The 16,303-nt window shown below is 76.0% G+C and carries 13 protein-coding genes and 1 pseudogene; 5 read left to right on the top strand and 9 right to left on the bottom strand.

Annotation, left to right across the window (positions count from 1 at the left end; genetic code table 11):
* The first annotated feature begins 41 nt into the window (after window positions 1-41).
* Entirely contained in the window at window positions 42-863 is an 822-nt protein-coding gene (locus CXR04_RS03460) for a DMT family transporter (protein WP_324843322.1), read from the top strand.
* Window positions 864-992: 129 nt separating this feature from the next.
* Entirely contained in the window at window positions 993-1,571 is a 579-nt protein-coding gene (locus tag CXR04_RS03455) for a TerD family protein (RefSeq protein ID WP_101426167.1), read from the top strand.
* On the opposite strand, the gene CXR04_RS03450 is transcribed toward CXR04_RS03455, so the two are convergent.
* Both CXR04_RS03450 and CXR04_RS03445 read right to left on the bottom strand, forming a co-directional pair.
* Window positions 1,558-2,847: an MFS transporter gene (locus tag CXR04_RS03450; RefSeq protein WP_101420426.1), complete on the bottom strand. Its 1,290-nt coding sequence runs from the start codon at window positions 2,845-2,847 to the stop codon at window positions 1,558-1,560. The genes CXR04_RS03455 and CXR04_RS03450 overlap by 14 nt on opposite strands.
* Before the next feature lie 200 nt (window positions 2,848-3,047).
* On the bottom strand, window positions 3,048-3,836 hold the full coding sequence (locus tag CXR04_RS03445; RefSeq protein WP_101420425.1) for an MBL fold metallo-hydrolase: 789 nt from the start codon (window positions 3,834-3,836) through the stop codon (window positions 3,048-3,050).
* Window positions 3,837-3,921: 85 nt separating this feature from the next.
* Between CXR04_RS03445 and CXR04_RS03440 the strand changes: the two genes are divergently transcribed.
* Window positions 3,922-4,536: an ABATE domain-containing protein gene (locus tag CXR04_RS03440; protein ID WP_101420424.1), complete on the top strand. Its 615-nt coding sequence runs from the start codon at window positions 3,922-3,924 to the stop codon at window positions 4,534-4,536.
* Here CXR04_RS03440 and CXR04_RS03435 read toward each other — a convergent pair.
* A pseudogene (locus CXR04_RS03435) lies at window positions 4,503-4,682 on the bottom strand (sigma factor-like helix-turn-helix DNA-binding protein); the annotation flags it as partial. The gene CXR04_RS03440 and the pseudogene CXR04_RS03435 overlap by 34 nt on opposite strands.
* Before the next feature lie 31 nt (window positions 4,683-4,713).
* Entirely contained in the window at window positions 4,714-5,571 is an 858-nt protein-coding gene (locus CXR04_RS03430) for a peptidoglycan-binding domain-containing protein (protein ID WP_101420423.1), read from the bottom strand.
* A gap of 594 nt (window positions 5,572-6,165) precedes the next feature.
* On the opposite strand from CXR04_RS03430, the gene CXR04_RS03425 reads away from it, so the two are divergent.
* A complete protein-coding gene (locus CXR04_RS03425) occupies window positions 6,166-7,257 on the top strand; it encodes a glycoside hydrolase family 5 protein (RefSeq protein WP_101420422.1) in 1,092 nt (363 codons plus the stop codon).
* An 87-nt stretch (window positions 7,258-7,344) separates the two neighbouring features.
* Here CXR04_RS03425 and CXR04_RS03420 read toward each other — a convergent pair whose 3' ends face one another.
* The 5 genes from CXR04_RS03420 to CXR04_RS03405 all read right to left on the bottom strand — a co-directional run bounded on the left by CXR04_RS03420 (window position 7,345) and on the right by CXR04_RS03405 (window position 14,142).
* A complete protein-coding gene (locus tag CXR04_RS03420) occupies window positions 7,345-8,031 on the bottom strand; it encodes a glycoside hydrolase family 11 protein (RefSeq protein ID WP_101420421.1) in 687 nt (228 codons plus the stop codon).
* Between the two features lie 269 nt (window positions 8,032-8,300).
* The gene (locus CXR04_RS03415; protein WP_234380032.1) at window positions 8,301-9,473 is read right to left on the bottom strand and encodes an ABC transporter substrate-binding protein; all 1,173 of its coding nucleotides are present in this window, start codon (window positions 9,471-9,473) and stop codon (window positions 8,301-8,303) included.
* The gene (locus CXR04_RS35490; RefSeq protein WP_234380031.1) at window positions 9,356-11,074 is read right to left on the bottom strand and encodes a serine/threonine-protein kinase; all 1,719 of its coding nucleotides are present in this window, start codon (window positions 11,072-11,074) and stop codon (window positions 9,356-9,358) included. The genes CXR04_RS03415 and CXR04_RS35490 overlap by 118 nt, the downstream gene beginning before the upstream one ends.
* A 12-nt stretch (window positions 11,075-11,086) precedes the next feature.
* On the bottom strand, window positions 11,087-13,282 hold the full coding sequence (locus CXR04_RS03410; protein ID WP_101420420.1) for a bifunctional serine/threonine-protein kinase/ABC transporter substrate-binding protein: 2,196 nt from the start codon (window positions 13,280-13,282) through the stop codon (window positions 11,087-11,089).
* Window positions 13,282-14,142 carry a hypothetical protein gene (locus tag CXR04_RS03405; protein ID WP_234380030.1) on the bottom strand — a complete coding sequence of 287 codons (861 nt, stop codon included), beginning with the start codon at window positions 14,140-14,142 and terminating at the stop codon, window positions 13,282-13,284. Before CXR04_RS03405 ends, CXR04_RS03410 begins: the two co-directional genes overlap by 1 nt.
* A gap of 401 nt (window positions 14,143-14,543) precedes the next feature.
* Between CXR04_RS03405 and CXR04_RS03400 the strand changes: the two genes are divergently transcribed.
* A complete protein-coding gene (locus tag CXR04_RS03400; RefSeq protein WP_101420418.1) occupies window positions 14,544-16,253 on the top strand; it encodes a TlrC/CarA/OleB/SrmB family ABC-F type ribosomal protection protein in 1,710 nt (569 codons plus the stop codon).
* Window positions 16,254-16,303 lie beyond the last annotated feature (50 nt).

Genomic DNA, 16,303 nt, shown 5'->3' with positions numbered 1-16,303 from the left:
CGATACCGGTCCGCTCCGGCAGGCTCCTGGCCGCCCTCGCCGTGGTGTCCTTCTCCTTCAGCTTCCCCGCCACCGTCTGGGCCCTGGACGGCCTCGGCCCGTGGACGGCGACGGGCGTACGCGGCCTGCTGGCCGGCCTGCTCGCCGCGGGCTGCCTGGCCGCCGCCCGGGCGCCGGTCCCGCCGCGGCGCGACCGGGCCGCGCTGCTCACCGTCGCCGGCGGCTGCGTCCTCGGCTTCCCGCTGCTGACCACGCTGGCCCTGCAGACCTCGACCACCGCCCACTCCGCCGTCGTCATCGGCGTGCTGCCGCTGGCCACCGCCGCCTGCTCGGCGGCGCTGACCGGCCGCCGCCCGTCGCGTACGTTCTGGACCGCCGCCGGCACCGGCGCCCTCGCGGTGCTCGCCTTCACGCTGAGCCAGAGCCGCGGCCTGCCCGGCACCGGCGACCTCTACCTCTTCGGCGCGCTGCTGCTGTGTGCGGCCGGCTACGCCCAGGGCGGCCGGCTGGCCGGGCACATGCCCGGCTGGCAGGTCATCGCCTGGGGCTGCGTCGCCGCCCTGCCCGTCACCGCCCTCGTCGCCGCGCTGGCCCTGCCGCGGGAGCCGGTGCACCTGACGGGGCAGTCGGTGGCGGGACTTGCGTACATCGCGGCGGTCGCGCAGTTCGGCGGGTTCGTGCTCTGGTACCGCGGCATGGCCGTCATCGGGGTGCCGCGGGCGAGCCAGCTCCAGCTCGCCCAGCCGCTGCTCACCCTCGTCTGGTCGGTGCTGCTCATGGGCGAACACCTCGCCCCGCTCGCCCCGGTGACCGCGGTGGTCGTGCTGGCCTGCATCGCCGTCACCCAGCGGGCGCGGACCTGACCCAGACCGTGCCGGTACGCCCCGGGCGGCCGGCGGATTCCGTCCCGTACGGCGTACGACAGAAGGTCTCCGCACGTGTGCCGACCGCCTGTAGGGTGGCGAAGGGACATCAGAGGTGGAGGGGTGATCGTGGGAGTTTCCCTGGCCAAGGGCGGCAACGTCTCGCTCAGCAAGGAGGCACCGGGGCTGACGGCCGTGACCGTGGGGCTCGGCTGGGACGTGCGCACCACGACAGGCGCGGCGCACGACCTCGACGCCTCGGCGCTGATGTGCGGCGCGTCCGGGAAGGTGCTGTCCGACCAGCACTTCGTCTTCTACAACAACCTCACCAGCCCGGACGGCTCCGTCGAGCACACCGGCGACAACCTCACCGGCGAGGGCGACGGCGACGACGAGTCGATCAACGTGGACCTCAGCCTGGTCCCGCCGCAGGTCGAGAAGATCGTCTTCCCGGTGTCCATCCACGACGCCGATCTGCGCGGGCAGAACTTCGGCCAGGTCAGCAACGCCTTCATCCGGGTCGTCAACCGCAGCGACGGCGTCGAGTTGGTCCGCTTCGATCTGAGCGAGGACGCCTCGACCGAGACCGCCATGGTCTTCGGCGAGCTGTACCGGCGGGCCGGGGAGTGGAAGTTCCGCGCCGTCGGCCAGGGTTACGCCTCGGGGCTGCACGGCATCGCCACGGACTACGGCGTCAACGTCGGCTGATCCCGCCGGCCGCGGCGACGGCCGCGGGCACGACGGCGAGCGCGAGTATGCCGCCGCCCACGGTCAGCAGCGGATAGCCGGCGCCGGCCACCACCGCGCCCGAGGCGAGGCCGCCGCCGGCGCCCGCGGCCGAGATCGCGACGTCGACCAGTCCCTGGGTACGGGCCCGGGTGGCGGCCGGTATGGCGCTGGTGACCATCGCCGTACCGCTGACGAGCCCCATGCTCCAGCCCACCCCCAGCAGCGCGAGGGCCACCGCGAACACGGCGGTGGACTCGGCAGTGGTGGCCGCGACCAGCCCCGCGGCCAGCATGGCGACCCCTGCGGCGACGGCGACGACGAGCGGGCCGCGGCGGTCCACGAGCCAGCCGGACAGCGGCGCCGGCAGGTACATCGCGCCGATGTGGACGGCTATGACCAGGCCGGAGGCGGCGGTGCCGTGGCCGTTGTCGTGCATGTGGACCGGCGTCATCGTCATGATCGCGACCATGACGAGCTGGGTGACCACCATGACCAGCGCACCCGGCAGCACCCCCGGGCCGCGCCGCCCGGCCGCGGGCTTCGCGCCGTACTCCGCCCCCGGATCCGCGCCCGGCGCCCCCGCGGGCGGCGCGGCGGCGTTCTCCGCGGCGTCGAGTTCGCGCGCGAGCAGCAGCGGGTCGGGGCGTAGCCACACCGCCAGCACCAGGGCGGCGGCGCCGTACGCGGCGGCCGAGACGAGGAACAGCCCGGACAGCCGCGGGACGCCGAGCGCGACGCCCAGATCGCCCGCGGGCACGGCCAGGTTGGGACCCGCCACCCCGCCCAGCGTGGTGGCGACGAGCACGGTGGACACGGCGCGGCCACGGTACGCGGGGGCCGCCAGATCGGCGCCCGCATAGCGGGCCTGGAGGTTCGTGGCGGTGCCGGCGCCGTAGACGACCATCGCCGCGAACAGCAGCGCCGAACTGCCGGCCATCGCCGCCGCGACGACGCCCGCGCTGCCGACGGCACCGGCCAGATACCCGGCGGCCAGCCCGGGGCGGCGGCCGTACGCGTCGGAGAGCCGCCCGACGACGGCCGCCGCCAGCGCGGCCCCCGCGGTGGCCAGCGCGCCGAGCAGCCCGGCCAGGCTCGTGGAGCCGAGCATGTCCTGCGCCAGCAGCGCGCCGTTGACGACGCCCGCGGCCAGCCCCGCGCCGCTGAGTACCTGGGCGGTGAACAGGACGGTCAGGGCCCGGCGTTGGGCGCGGGCCCGGGTGCGGACGGCGGGCCAGGCGGGCGCGGTCGTGGTCACCTGGGTTCCTTCAGTCGGGAGTGCGACGCATGTGCGATTCGGTGGTACGGCGCCGACGGTACGCGGCGCCCGCCCGCGGTCCGGCGGGCGGGGTACGGGTGCGGGCGGCCGCAGGACCCGTACCCGCGGCCCGGCGACCGCCCCGGCCGGAGGGCCCGGGCCGTCCGGCCGGGGCGCGCCCGGCGGGGCGGTCCGCGGGATCAGCCCCGCAGCCCCCAGTCGAGCCGGTCCCGCAGCCCGGCCGCGTCGAAGGCGGCGGCCAGTTCGGCGCGGCCCTCGGTGAAGTGCGACCAACTGTCGTAGTGGACGGGGACCACCCGGCGGGCGCCGAGGACCCGGGCCGCCTCAGCGGCCTGCGCGCTGTCCAGGACCAGCGGTTCGCCGCCGAAGAGCACCGGCACCCGCGGCGCGCCGGCGAAGAGGATCGCGGTGTCCACCGGGCCGAACCGCTCCGCCGTCTCCGCGACCGCCGCCGTCGAGGCGTTGTCGCCGCTGACGTAGACGACGGGCAGCCCCGCACCTGTCAGGACGAACCCGGTGACCTCCCCGATCGCCGCCTCCACGACCGCGCGCGGCTCGGGACCGTGCACGGCGGGCACGGCGGTGACCGTGACCGTGCCGCCGCCGGGCCGGTCCAGCTCGGCCGTCTCCCAGTCGGCCAGCCCCCGGGCACCCGCGCCCAGCCGCTTTCCGCCGCCGGGCGTGGTCAGCGTCAGCGGGACGTCCGCGAGCAGCGCCCTGCCGGACTCGTCGAGGTTGTCCGGGTGTTCGTCGTGCGAGAGCAGGACCACGTCGATACGGCCCAGCCCCGCCGGCGCCGCCGCCGGGGGCGCGGTCCTGGTCAGCGACCCGCCCGGCACGTCGTAGACGCGGGGCTCGTCGAAGGTGGGATCGGTCAGGAAGCGCAGTCCGCCGTACTCGAAGAGGGCGGTGGGCCCGCCGAGGACGCGTACGGGGAACTGCTCGGCGGTCGTGCCGGTTTCGGCCATGAAGAACCTCACGGATGGCAGGAGAATTATCCGTGAGGACCATAGCCCTGCCTCACGGATGGAGGCAACCCGTACCATGAGACGCATGCCCGAGAGCCCGACCGGCGACTTCACCGCCCCCGGGGCGGCAACCACTCCCGCGCCCGGGGCCGCGGACTATCCCTCGCTCGACTTCGTCAACAGCGCCATGGCGCTGCCCGGGGGGCAGTTCACCGACCTCCTCGGCACCCCCGGGGGCGCCAACCGCTGGCTCACCGGGCACGGCCTCGCCCCGGCGGACGCCGGGATACGGGAGATGTGCGCGGCGCAACTGCGCTCGCTGCGCGAGCATCTGCGGGTGCTGTTCGCCGCCCGCGCCGAGGGGCTGCCCGCCCTGCCGGCGGCGCTGGCCGCCGTCAACGACGCGCTCAGCCGCGCCCCCACGGCCGCGCTGCTGTACTGGGACGAGAAGAACGGCCCCTACCGCGCGGCGCCGTGCCCCACCAACGAGATCCTCGACCGCGCCCTCGCCGTCCTCGCCGCCGACGCCGCCGACCTGCTGACCGCACCCGACGCGGACCGCCTCACCCGCTGCGGCTCCAGCCCCTGCAACCGCTACCTGCTGCGCCACGGCCGCCGCCACTGGTGCTCCACCCGCTGCGGCGACCGGGCCCGCGCCGCCCGCGCCTACGCGCGGCGCACCCGGCCGGACGACGGCTGAGCCCCGCCGCCCAGCGCCGCCTCCAGTCGGGCGACGCCCTTGGCGGTCTGGCTCTTGACGGTGCCCACGGAGATCCCCAGGGTGTGCGCCGTCTCGCGCTCGGAGAGGTCGAAGGCGTGCCGCAGCACGACGCAGGCGCGCTTGCGGCGCCGCGGGTCCGGCTGGAGCGCGCGGGGCTCAGGGCTCGTCCGTGCGCGACTCCAGTTCCTGCCGGGTCTCCGGGCCGTAGACGCCGCGCTCGTCCTCCTCCAGGCCGTTGACCGACTGGAAGGTGCGCACGCTGGTGCGTACGCCCTCGTCGTACGCGCCGTCCGCGGGCTGCAACAGGCCCAGCCCGACCTGGCGCAGCCGCTGCTGCAACTCGGTCACCTCGGCTCCCGAGTCGCCGGGCCCGAGCACCGGCGGGAGGACGGGGACGGCGGGGGCGTCGTCGGTGGGGGAGGAGGACGGCGGCGGGTGGGACGTGCCGTCCGCCGGTGGGGCCGTGGGGGCGATCGAGCCGATCTGCCCGTTCGCGCGGCCCGGCGCGAGGTCGCCGGCGTGGTCCTCGCCGGCGGCCCGGCGGCCGTCGGGGGGCGCGTCCCCGTCGCCGCGGTCACGCCCGGCGCGGTCGTCGGGCTGCGCGCCCGCGCCGTCCACCGGTCCGCCGCCCCCGTCGCCGCCGCCCACCGGGCCGCCGTCCGCCTCGCCGCCGCCGGACGGACCCGTGCTGATCCGGGCCGGTCCCGGGCCCGCGTCGGCCGACTCCGAACCGCCGGTCAGCAGCCCCGCGGTGACGACCAGCCCGGCGATCACCGCGGCCGCCCCGCCGGCCGCGAGCAGCAGCCCGACGGGGCGGCGGCGGTGCTCATCTCCGTCCGCGGCGGGCGGCGCCTCACCGGGCTCCGGCTCCGCCGCCTCGACGCGCGCGACCGTGCCGCGCGGCGCCACCTGCCGCAGGAAGGCCGCGCGCGGCACCGGCAACAGCTCGGTACCCGGCCCCGGTTCGCTCCCGCCGTCCGCGTCCTGCCCGCCGTCTGCGCCGGTCGCGCGCATGACGTACGGTCTGATCAGCCGGGGCTCGGCGCGCTGCCCGGTCGTCGCCGTGCTGCCGGTCGTCGGCGTATCCGATTGCCGTGCCGCGTCCGCCGCACACGCACAACTCGGCCTGCCGTCCTCCTTGAGCGGTGCGAAGCACCGCGGACATCCGTCGGATGGCACTGGCGTTCCCCTCCAGTTCGATGCCGACGATTATGCAAGCAGGCGGCGGTTCGCGCGGCCGATTCGCCCCCCGTCCGTGGCCTGTTTGCCGTACATGTGCTCGGGCAAAACGCCCCACCACCCGCGCAATCCGTCGCATACTGGCGTCGCCCCCCTCTCGGCCGAGCTTTCGGCTGCACCAGGGAGGCCCGCATGGACAACGACCGCACTTTCGGCGTCACGGCCTGGATCATCGCGCTGACCATCACGGTCGTCGCGCCGCTGGCGCTGGTGTTCTATCTCGTGCTGTAGCCGGCGAACTGCCCGCGCTCCGGACGTGGTTAGGAAAGTTTCCTTCCAGTCTTGACGGCATCGGGAAAGGACCTTAGTTTTCCGGCCACGCCCATCTGCGCTCCGGATGGGACGACCCCCCAAAACTGGAGACCCCCCATGCGAAGGACCAAGCCCCTCCTGCTCGGTTCCGCCAGCGTCGCGACCGCCGCGCTGCTGTTCGCCCTCACCCCGCAGCTCAGCGCAGGAGCCGACGAGGACTCCGCCGCGACCGGCCGCGACTCCCGCGGCGCGACCGCGGCCCAGGCAGCCGCCCGCGCCGCGGCCCCGGCGGGCTCGCCCGTCGCCGAGAACGGGCGGCTGGCGGTCTGCGACACCACGCTCTGCAACGAGCAGGGCCAGGCCGTCCAGTTGAACGGTATGAGCTCGCACGGCACCCAGTGGTACGAGCAGTGCCTCACCGGCGGCTCCCTCGACGCGCTGGCGCAGGACTGGGACGCGGACGTGCTGCGCGTGTCCACGTACGTCCAGGAAGACGGCTACGAGACCGACCCCGAGCGCTTCACCGCCCTCGCCCAGCGCGTCGTCGACCAGGCGATAGACCGCGGCATGTACGCGGTCATCGACTGGCACATGCTCAGCCCCGGCGACCCCAACGCCAACACCGCCCTCGCCAAGCGCTTCTTCACCGACATGGCGAGCAGGTACAAGGACCAGCCCAACGTCTTCTACGAGATCGCCAACGAGCCCAACGGCGTCGGCTGGGGCTCGGTCAAGAGGTACGCCGAGGAGATCATCCCCGTCGTCCGGCAGCACGACCCGGACGGCGTCGTCCTCGTCGGCACCCGCGCCTGGTCCTCCTTCGGCGTCTCGGACGGGGCGGACGAGCGCGAGGTGATCGACAACCCGGTCGACGCCGGCAACATCATGTACACCTTCCACTTCTACGCCGCCTCGCACGGGGACGAGTACCTGCAGACGCTCTCCCGCGCCGCCGACGCGCTCCCGGTGTTCGTCACCGAGTTCGGCACCCAGGACTACGCGGGCGAGGGCGCGAACGACTTCGCGATGTCGCAGCGGTACCTGGACCTCATGAAGCAGAAGGGCATCTCCTGGACCAACTGGAACTTCTCCGACGACTGGCGCTCGGGCGCGGTGTTCAAGGAGGGCACCTGCGACGGGAACCAGTGGACGGGCACCGGCGTGCTCAAGGAGGCCGGGGTCTGGATCCGGGCGCGTATCAAGGAGTGAGGGCGGGGGCCCGAAACACCGCGGGACCGGCTCGGTGCGGGCCGGTCCCGCGGCTCCTTCCTTCCGCCTTCGTTCGTTTCCCTTGCGTCAGCCGACGTTGATGTGGGAGCTGCCGCTGCTCTGGTAGCCCTCGGTCGCCATGATCATGTAGTAGCTGAAGTTGCCGAGTTGCATCCCGGCCCGGGACCAGGCGTCGAAGTGGGTGCCGGTGTTGATCGTGCCGCCGACCCGCTTGGACCTGTTGACGCTCCAGAACTGCGGGAAGGTCTTGGTGCCCTCGACGGACGGTGCGTTGTAGCGCATCGTCCGGTAGATGTCGTACGTGACGCCGTCGCTGCTGACCGAGCCCCTGTTCTCGCCGGTGGGCCGGTAGGTGCCGTAGCTGTCGACGATGTAGTACTCGACGAGCGGGTTCGAGGTCCAGCCGTAGAGGCAGAGGTAGCCGTTGCCGGACGGGCTGAAGCTGCCGGAGTAGTTCACGCTGCGGCGGCTGCCGTTGCTCCAGCCCTTGCCGCAGACGAAGTTGCCGGTGTTGCGCCACGAGGTGCTGTAGTTGCCGCCGTTGCCCAGTGTCATCGAGACCGTGCCCTGCGCGTCGGTCCAGAACGAGTAGTAGTACCCGTTGTGGGTGCCGGTCTGGTTGGTCGTGATGGTCTGCGCGTGCGCGACTCCGGCGGGCAGGAGCGTGGCCGCGGACGCGCCGAGGGCCACGGCGCCGGCGCGGCCGACGAACTGCCGGCGGCTCACGCCGTGGGGGGTGCCGTTCGTGTTCATTCTTCCTCCTCGTGGCAGCGGGCGGGAGGGCCCGCCGCCGGGCCAGGGTGGCGCCGAACGGGTCGTGCGCCAGTGTTGGACCGCCGGGAGGGGGTGTCAACAGTTTCGACGGTGATTCCGAAACATTGCAGTGGGGTGTCGCCAAGGCGGGTAAGTGTCGCCGCAGCTCAGGCGGTTGTAGGCGACGGAAGGGTAACGCGAGCCCGCCGAGGGCAGGTTGGGAAGATCCGGATGATGGATCGCATGAGCGAAAGTTTCGAATGATCAGATCAGGTGACCTGATCGTGCCGGCCGAGGAAACGGAACGCTCCGTCCCGGGCCTCGTACAGGAACGCCGTCTTGCTCGGCTCCAGCATGTGCACCAGGTCCGCGGTGAAGCGCAGCGGCTTGGCCACGCCCGCGTAGCCCACCTCCACGATCCGCTCCGCGACCTGGCCCGGCACGATCTCCTCGCCGCCGCCCAGCGCGTCGAGCGCGGCGGCGATCAGGCCCACGGCGTCGTACGCCTCGGCCGCCCAGCGCGGCGGCGGGGCGTCGTAGCGCTCGCGGTACGCGGCCGTGAAGGCGCGGGCCGCCTTCGACGCCGCCTGCTCCGCCGCCGTGTACGGCGCGCCGAACACCCAGCCCTCCGCCGCCGCCCCCGCCTCCCGCAGGAACGCCGGCCGCATGACCGGCTCGAACGACGTCCGCGGCCCGTCGAAGCCGGCCGCGGCGAGCGCGCGGGCGCACGACGCCGCCCGCCCGGGGGAGGCGCCGGCGAAGACGACGGCCCCCGGCCGCCGCGCGAGCGCCGCGGCGACGGCTGCGCCGAACCCGTCCGCCGCCGCCACCGGATGGAAGCTCACCTCGCCCTCCCCGGGCGGCGACTCGCGCAGGGTGTCGATGACCCCCTGCACGGCGCCGCCCGCGGCGGCGTCCTGCACGACCGCGGTACGGACCACGCCGCGCACCCGCGTCAGATAGTCCAGGACCGGATGCGTGTGGTACGCGCCCGACAGCCGGGTACCGACGAGCGTCGGGGCGTCGGTCCTGCCCACCTCGGCCGCGTCGGTGTCGACCGACACGTTCACGGCGGCCAGCGACTCCTCCCCGTACAGCGGGACCGCGGCGCGCAGGGTGCCGACGGTGGTCGGGCCGAGCACCGCGCGCACGGACCGCTCGCCGAGCACCTTGCGGGCCACGTCCGCCGCCCGGCCGGGGTCGCCGCGGTCGTCGTACGGGACGAGGGAGAGCCGGAAGCGGGCGTCGTCGCGGGCGTTGTGCTGCGCCACGGCGAGCCGGGCGCCGCGCTCGTGGGCGACGCCGGTGGCGCCCTGACCGCCCGTCAGGGCGGCGTGCAGGGCGATGGCGTGGGTGGGCAGGCGCGGTGAAGCGCCGCCGTCGCCGCTGCCGTCGCCGTCGCGGAAGAGCGCGGCCGCCCCGCCCGCCGCGGCGGCGAGCACGGCCGCGGCCCCGCCGACGACGAGGAACCGCCGCCGGGAGGGCCCGCGGCGGCCCGCGGCGGTGGTGTCCACAGCTCCGCGCGGGGCGGCGTCGGCGAGCGCGCTCTGCCGCGGCGGCGGGTCGAGCGCCCGGGCGGACCGCTCGGCGACCAGTCGCAGCACGGGCGAGGGCAGCCAGTCACGCGGGTCGGCGGGCAGGCCGGCAACGGGCGCGGGGGCGGGGCGGTCGGGATGAACGGCGCCCGGTCGCGGGGCCGGTCCGCGGCCCGTGCGCGGGGGAGCCGGGGACCGCCGGGGCCGTCCGCGGCACCGGCGCCCGCCGCGGGCGGCCCCGCCGCGGGCGGCCCCGCCGCGGGCGGCCCGGAGTCGTCGGGCCGGTCCGCCGCGGTGCGTACGCCGGGGGCCCGTGCGTCACCCGCGCCGTCCGCGGGGCCGTCCTTGCGCCCCGGCGGATCCCCGGCTTCGCCGGGGCGATCCGCCGCCGACGAGTCGTCCGCGCCTTCGTCCCCGTCTGACTCTCCGTCCCCGGCGCTGTCCCCGTCGTCCACCGCGCGGTGCCCACCGGCGAGTTCGTCCGCCCCCGCCCACCGGCCCGCCACGCCGTGCCCGGCGGCCTCCGTCGCTTCGTACGGCAGCGTCTCCGACGCCGGTCCGGCCTCTCCGGCCTCTCCGGCATCCTGATCCCGCAGGACGCGGGTGGCCGCGTCCGGCGGCGGGGGCGCCGGGACCCGCGGGTCGACGGGCCCCGGCGCCGGCTCCGGGCCCGCGGCGGTCGGCTCCCCCGCGGCCGGATCCGCGGCCAGCGCCGTCCGCAGCTCCGCTGCCGTGGGCCTGTCGTCCGGAGCCTTCGCCAGGCACGCCGTGACCGCCGTCCGCAGCCCCCGCGGCAGCACCTCAAGCCCCGTCAGGTCCGGCGCCTCGTGCACCGTGCGGTACAGGACCGCCGCCGCGTTGCCCGTGCCGTACGGGCGGCGGGCCGTGGCCGCGTACGCCAGCACGCAGCCCAGCGCGAACACGTCGCTCGGCGGCCCCGCCCGGCCGCCCGCCCTGATCTGCTCCGGCGCCAGGTACCCGGGCGTGCCGATCACCGCGTCCGGTGCGGTCAGCGCCGTGGCCCCGGCGTCGTGCGCGATGCCGAAGTCGATCAGCCGCGGCCCGTCGAGCGCGAGCAGCACGTTGCCCGGCTTGACGTCCCGGTGTACGAGCCCCGCCGCGTGCACCTCCGCCAGCACCTCCGCCAGCCGCGCGCCGAGCGCCGAGACGGCGTACGGCGGCAGCGGCCCGTACCCGTCGACCGCCTCCACCAGCGCGGGCCCCGGTACGAACGCCGTGGCCAGCCACGGCGCCCGGGCCTCGGCGTCGGCCGCGGTCACCGGGACCACCCAGCGGCCCGTCAGCCCCGTCGCGAGGCGCACCTCGCGCCGGAACCGGGCGCGAAACGCCGGGTTCGCCGCCTGCTCGGGCCGGATGACCTTCAGCGCCACCAGCGTGCCGTTGCCGGCGCGCGCCAGGTAGACCACGCCCATGCCGCCCGCGCCGAGCCGGGCGAGCAGCCTGTGCCCGCCCAGCTCGTCCGGGTCGTCCGCGCGCAGAGCCCGCATCGTCCGCCCCCGTCAGGAGCCGGGGAGTGCCACCGGGCCGACGTAGCCGAACCGGCCGTCCTCGACGCGGTAGTGGTGGATCTTCCCCTGCTCGATCTCCCCGCTCTCGTCGAACTTGTACGTGGCCGTCAGCCCTTCGAACCGGGCCGTGGTCAGCGACGCGGCCAGGGCCTCGCGGGTGGGCCTGCGCCTGCTCTTGCGCGCGAGCGCCGTCAGCCGGTCGGCGAGCAGCCGCGTGACGTCGTACGCTTCGGCCGCCCACGGGCCGGGCGCGGCGTCGAACCGCTTGCGGTACGCGGCGGCGAAGTCCCGTACCGGATCGGCGTCCGCGCCGGCGTACGGCGTCAGCGTCTGCCAGCCCTCCGCCGCGTCGGCGGCCGCGGCCGTGAACGCGCCGCCGGCCGCGGGCTCGTCGAGGAACCGCGGCCCGTCGAAGCCCCGCTTCGCCAGCTCGCGCGCGACCGCCCCGGCACGCTCCGGCGTGCCGGCGTAGAAGAAGCTGTCGACGCCGTGTCCGACGATGTCCGCCACGACGGGGCCCAGCGCGCCGGCATCCGCGGCGGCGGGTACGACGCGCAGATACAGGCCCAGCTCCGCGCCCGCCGCCGCCTTGTGCGCGATGGTGCTGTGCTCGAAGGCGCGGATCCCGCCCGCCCGGTCGGACAGCAGGCCGATGTTGGCTGCGCCCTGGCCCAGGAGCACGTACACGGTGGTGAAGGCGGGCCGCAGGCTGAGAGCGGTGGCGTGGAAGTATGCCTTCGGCTCCGCGTTGGCCAGCGCCGCCTGTGCGGCGCTGTACGACCCCTCCGAGACCGTCAGCAGCGGCATACCCGCGCCGTCGTAGGCGTCCAGGGACGCCTGGGCGGAGGTGTAGCCGGTGGGGCCGAGGACGGCGAGGACGTCGCGGTCGCCGACGAGCCGCCGGGCGACGGCCAGCGCGCGGGCCGGGTCGCCGCGGTCGTCGGCGACGGTCAGCTCCAGCGTGAACGGCGCGTCCTTGCGGGCGTTGAACTGCTCCACCGCCAGCCGCGCGGCCCGCTCCTGGGCCGTGCCGGCTTCTTTCTGAGGTCCCGTCAGGTCCGCGTGCAGCCCGAGGGTGCGGCGTGGGCCGCTCGACTCCGCGGGCGGCTCGCCGTCGTCGCGCAGCGCCGCCCACAGCGCGGCTCCGCCGCCCGCGGCGAGGAGCGCGGCGCCGCCGCCGGCCAGCGCGAGAACCCGGCGGCGGCCGGGGCGGGCGGGGGCCGCCGGGGCCACGGTGGTGTCCACGTCCGCCGCGTCCCCGCGGGGCGTCCCGGTGACCTCGGTGGGCTCCACGCCGGGCAGCCGCAGCATCTCCGCCGACCGCTCGGCGACCATCCGCACCACCGCGTCCGGCAGCCAGCCGATGTCGCCCTCCGGCGCGTCCGCGTCCAGCCCGGCGTCCAGCCCGGCGGCGGTCGGCCGCCTTTCGGGCTCCTTGGCCAGGCACCGCAGGAGCAGCGCCAGCAGCCCCTCGTCCGCGAGGCCGTCGAGATCCGGCTCGTCGTGCACCGTGCGGTACAGCAGCGCGTCCGCGGCGCCGGAACCGAACGGCGGCCTGCCGGTGGCCGCGTACGCCAGCACGCACCCCAGCGAGAACACGTCGCTCGCCGGGCCGACCCGCTGCGCCCGCGCCTGCTCGGGGGAGAGGAACCCCGGCGTGCCGACGACCATGCTGTCCGACGTCAGCTCCGTCTCCTCGGCCGCCGTGGGCCGGGCGATGCCGAAGTCGATGAGCCGCGGGCCGTCGAGCGCCAGCAGCACGTTGCCGGGCTTGAGGTCGCGGTGGACCAGGCCGGCGTCGTGCACCGCGGCGACCGCGCGCGCGAGCACCTTGCCCAGCACCCGTACGCCGTGGTCGGGCAGCGGGCCGCACGCGGCGACCGCCTCGGCCAGCGCGGGGCCCGGTACGAACGCCGTGGCCAGCCACGGCGCGTCGGCCTCGGTGTCCGCGTCGAGCACGGGCACCACCCACGGGCTGGCGACCCAGCGGGCGGACGCCGCCTCGCGGCGGAACCGGGCCCGGAACTCGGGCTGTTCCGCGTACTCGGGCTGGATGACCTTGACCGCGGCCGGGGCGCCGGCCCGGGTACGGGCGAGGTAGACCACGCCCATGCCGCCGGCGCCGAGCCGGCCCAGCAGCCGGTTCCCGCCGAGGTGCGCGGGGTCCGAGGGGAGCAACTGCTCCATCAGTCGCCCTCCTTCGTCCGCGGGGTGCCGTCTCCCGCGTCTCCGGTGTCACCCGGTTCGTCGCGGGCGATCGACTCCTGGGCCCGCTGCATCATCATCACCAGCGGCTCGACGCTCATGCCGGCCACGTCCCCGGCGGCGGTCTTCTCCCCGGCGCAGACGGACACGCCGACCACCACCGGGCCGAACGTCGACTGGTCCCACGTGTACGGGTAGGGCCCGCCCCGGCTGTCGCTGACGCACTCGCCGCGCTCCGACAGAGAGTCGTCGCTCGTCTCGTTGGCGCCCTCGCCGTACGCCAGCGCCAGCGACGCCAGGCCCGTCAGCCGCTCACCCGCCCGCAGCGTCTGCTCCGGGCAGCCGACGGCCTCCTCCAGCATCCGCGCCTGCTCCCACGCCGCGTCGAGGGTCGTACGGTGCACGGTGACGGTGGCGGAGACCTCCATGGCCCCCTTGCCGCCCGCGGCGGGTATCTCGAAGTAGCGGGTGCGCGTGGCCAGTACGTCGTCCGGCAGCCCCTCCGTGCGCCACGCGCAGTCCTCGGCGAGCACGGTCCAGCGCGCCGGGTCTCTCTCGTACGGCGCCGCCCGCTCCGTCTCGGGACCGAAGTGCTCCGGCTCGGCGAGGACTTCCTGGACCAGCCGCCGGGCCTCGGCCGCGGTGCGCGGGACCTGCTCGGGATCGGCCTCGGGCCGCGGCGCCCGGGTGGGCGCCGTATCGCCGTCCACCGCCGCGCTCTTGCTCGCGGCCGGCTTCCCCTCCGGCTCACTGCCGCTGTCGCACGCCGCGGCGCCCGCGAGCAGCACCACGGCTAACGCCGCCGGAACGCCCCGGCGGCGCACGCGCCTTCCGTACGCCATGACTCCCACCCCTGCCCTCCGCGGCCACCCGGCCCGGCGTGCCGAACGCCGTGCCGCGGCCACCCATACGCGATGCCGCTGCGGTGTCCGGCGGAACCGCCGGACACCGCAGCGGCATCGCGGCGTCGTCGTGAACTCTACAAGGGCGCGGCGCTCCCGTCTGCGCCGGAAATGGCCGTTGCCCCGGCGGGGCGGACTGTCGTACGTTGTGCGTATGGGAACGCTGTGATCACCGCCGGGCGCACGACCGCGTAGAGCCACGCTCCGCACGTCGTCGCGCCCGTCCGTGCGCGAGTCCCGCCTCCCCGCCCTTCCGCGCGGCGCCGAGGCGCGCCCTCGTGCACGGACCCGTCCTCGATCCGTCGCGAACGGCCACGGCCGGGAACAGGGGCAGCCACCTCATGACCACCGCACAACTCTCCCTCCACACCGCCACCAAGCGCTACGGCGAGCGCACCGTCCTCGGCGACGTGACGCTCACCGTCCGCCCCGGCGAGAAGGCCGGCGTCATCGGCGACAACGGCTCCGGCAAGTCCACGCTGCTGCGCCTCCTCGCCGGCCGGACCGAGCCCGACACGGGCGAGGCGACCCTCGCCACCCCCGGTGGCCTCGGCTATCTGCCGCAGAGCCTCGACCTGCCGCCGGAGGCCACAGTCCAGGACGCGGTCGATGCGGCGCTCGCCGAGCTCCGCGCGCTCGAAGCGGAGCTGCGGCGGGCCGAGTCGGGCCTCGCCGGAGCGGCGCAGGGCGCGCCGCTGGACGCGGCGCTGGCCGCGTACGGGCGGCTCGTCGCGGAGTACGAGACCCGCGACGGCTACCGGGCGGACACCCGCGTCGGCGCCGCCCTCGCCGGCCTCGGCCTGCCCGCCCTCGCCCGCGACCGCCGCCTGGGGACCCTCTCCGGCGGCGAGCGCTCGCGGCTCGCGCTGGCCGCGACCCTGGCGGCCCGCCCGGAGGTCCTGCTGCTCGACGAGCCGACCAACGACCTGGACGACCGCGCGGTCGCCTGGCTGGAGGACCACCTGCGTGCCCACCGCGGCACGGTCGTCGCGGTCACCCATGACCGGCTGTTCCTGGAGCGGCTGACGACGACTGTCCTGGAGGTCGACGGCGGCCGGGTCACCCGCTACGGCGACGGCTACGACGGCTATCTCACCGCGAAGGCCGCGGAACGCGCCCGCCTGCTGCGCGAGTACGAGGAGTGGCACGCGGAACTCGCCCGCAACCGCCGCCTCGCCGAGTCCGCCGCGACCCGCCTCGCGGCGATCCCGCGGTCCCAGCCGCTCGCGGTCTTCGGCCACGGCGCGTTCCGCACCCGCAGCAGAACCCACGGTGCGGCGGTCCGCATCCGCAACGCGAAGGAGCGGGTGGCCCGCCTCACCGCGAGCCCGGCCCCGCCCCCGCCGCAGCCGCTGGTGTTCCGCGCCCGGCTGGAGTCCGGCGGCCCCGGCGCGGCGCCGCCCGCCGGTGACGGCGCGGCCGTCGCGGACGGGGGCGGCGCCCCGGCCGGCCCGGAACCGGCGGCGGAGGTACCCGCCGCCGAACTGGCGGACGTCGTCGTCGGGGACCGGCTGCGGCTGCCCTCGCTGCAACTGGGGGCCGCCGGGCGGCTGCTCGTCACCGGGCCCAACGGGGCCGGGAAGACCACCCTCCTGCGGGTGCTGGCCGGTGAGCTGCCGCCGGACTCGGGCACGGTGCGGGTGCCCGGCAGGGTGGGGCACCTGCGGCAGGAGGAGACCGCGTGGCCGCCCGGCGCCACGGTGCTGCGGGCGTTCGCCGCCGGCCGCCCCGGCACCCCGGACGAGCACGCCGCGCAACTCCTGTCGTACGGCCTGTTCCGCCCGGCGGACCTGCGGCTGCGGGCGGGGGAGCTGTCGTACGGGCAGCGCCGCCGCATCGACCTCGCCCGGCTCGTCGCCGAGCCGGTCGACCTGCTGCTCCTGGACGAGCCGACGAACCACCTGTCGCCGGCGCTCGTCGAGGAACTGGAGCAGGCACTCGCGGACTACGCGGGCGCGCTGGTCGTGGTCACCCACGACCGCCGCATGCGCGCCCGCTTCACCGGCACCCGCCTGCACCTGGACGCGGGCGCCCCTCGCCCACCGGAGTGACTGCCCGACGCGCCCGTCCCCGCCGGTCCTTCGCCCGGCCGGCGGCCGGG

The sequence above is a fragment of the Streptomyces sp. CMB-StM0423 genome, from assembly GCF_002847285.1.
In the GTDB taxonomy this organism is placed as follows: domain Bacteria; phylum Actinomycetota; class Actinomycetes; order Streptomycetales; family Streptomycetaceae; genus Streptomyces.
The sequence above is the reverse complement of the archived record's forward strand: the minus strand, read 5'-3'. Positions and strand labels throughout refer to the sequence as shown.

Excerpts from the sequence above, each read along its gene's own strand:
- CXR04_RS03420 (WP_101420421.1), bottom strand. The coding sequence starts at position 8,031 with ATGAACACGAACGGCACCCCCCACGGCGTGAGCCGCCGGCAGTTCGTC.
- CXR04_RS35490 (WP_234380031.1), bottom strand. The coding sequence starts at position 11,074 with ATGCGGGCTCTGCGCGCGGACGACCCGGACGAGCTGGGCGGGCACAGG.
- CXR04_RS03405 (WP_234380030.1), bottom strand. The coding sequence starts at position 14,142 with ATGGCGTACGGAAGGCGCGTGCGCCGCCGGGGCGTTCCGGCGGCGTTA.
- CXR04_RS03425 (WP_101420422.1), top strand. The coding sequence starts at position 6,166 with ATGCGAAGGACCAAGCCCCTCCTGCTCGGTTCCGCCAGCGTCGCGACC.
- CXR04_RS03400 (WP_101420418.1), top strand. The coding sequence starts at position 14,544 with ATGACCACCGCACAACTCTCCCTCCACACCGCCACCAAGCGCTACGGC.
- CXR04_RS03410 (WP_101420420.1), bottom strand. The coding sequence starts at position 13,282 with ATGGAGCAGTTGCTCCCCTCGGACCCCGCGCACCTCGGCGGGAACCGG.
- CXR04_RS03445 (WP_101420425.1), bottom strand. The coding sequence starts at position 3,836 with ATGGCCGAAACCGGCACGACCGCCGAGCAGTTCCCCGTACGCGTCCTC.
- CXR04_RS03440 (WP_101420424.1), top strand. The coding sequence starts at position 3,922 with ATGCCCGAGAGCCCGACCGGCGACTTCACCGCCCCCGGGGCGGCAACC.
- CXR04_RS03430 (WP_101420423.1), bottom strand. The coding sequence starts at position 5,571 with ATGCGCGCGACCGGCGCAGACGGCGGGCAGGACGCGGACGGCGGGAGC.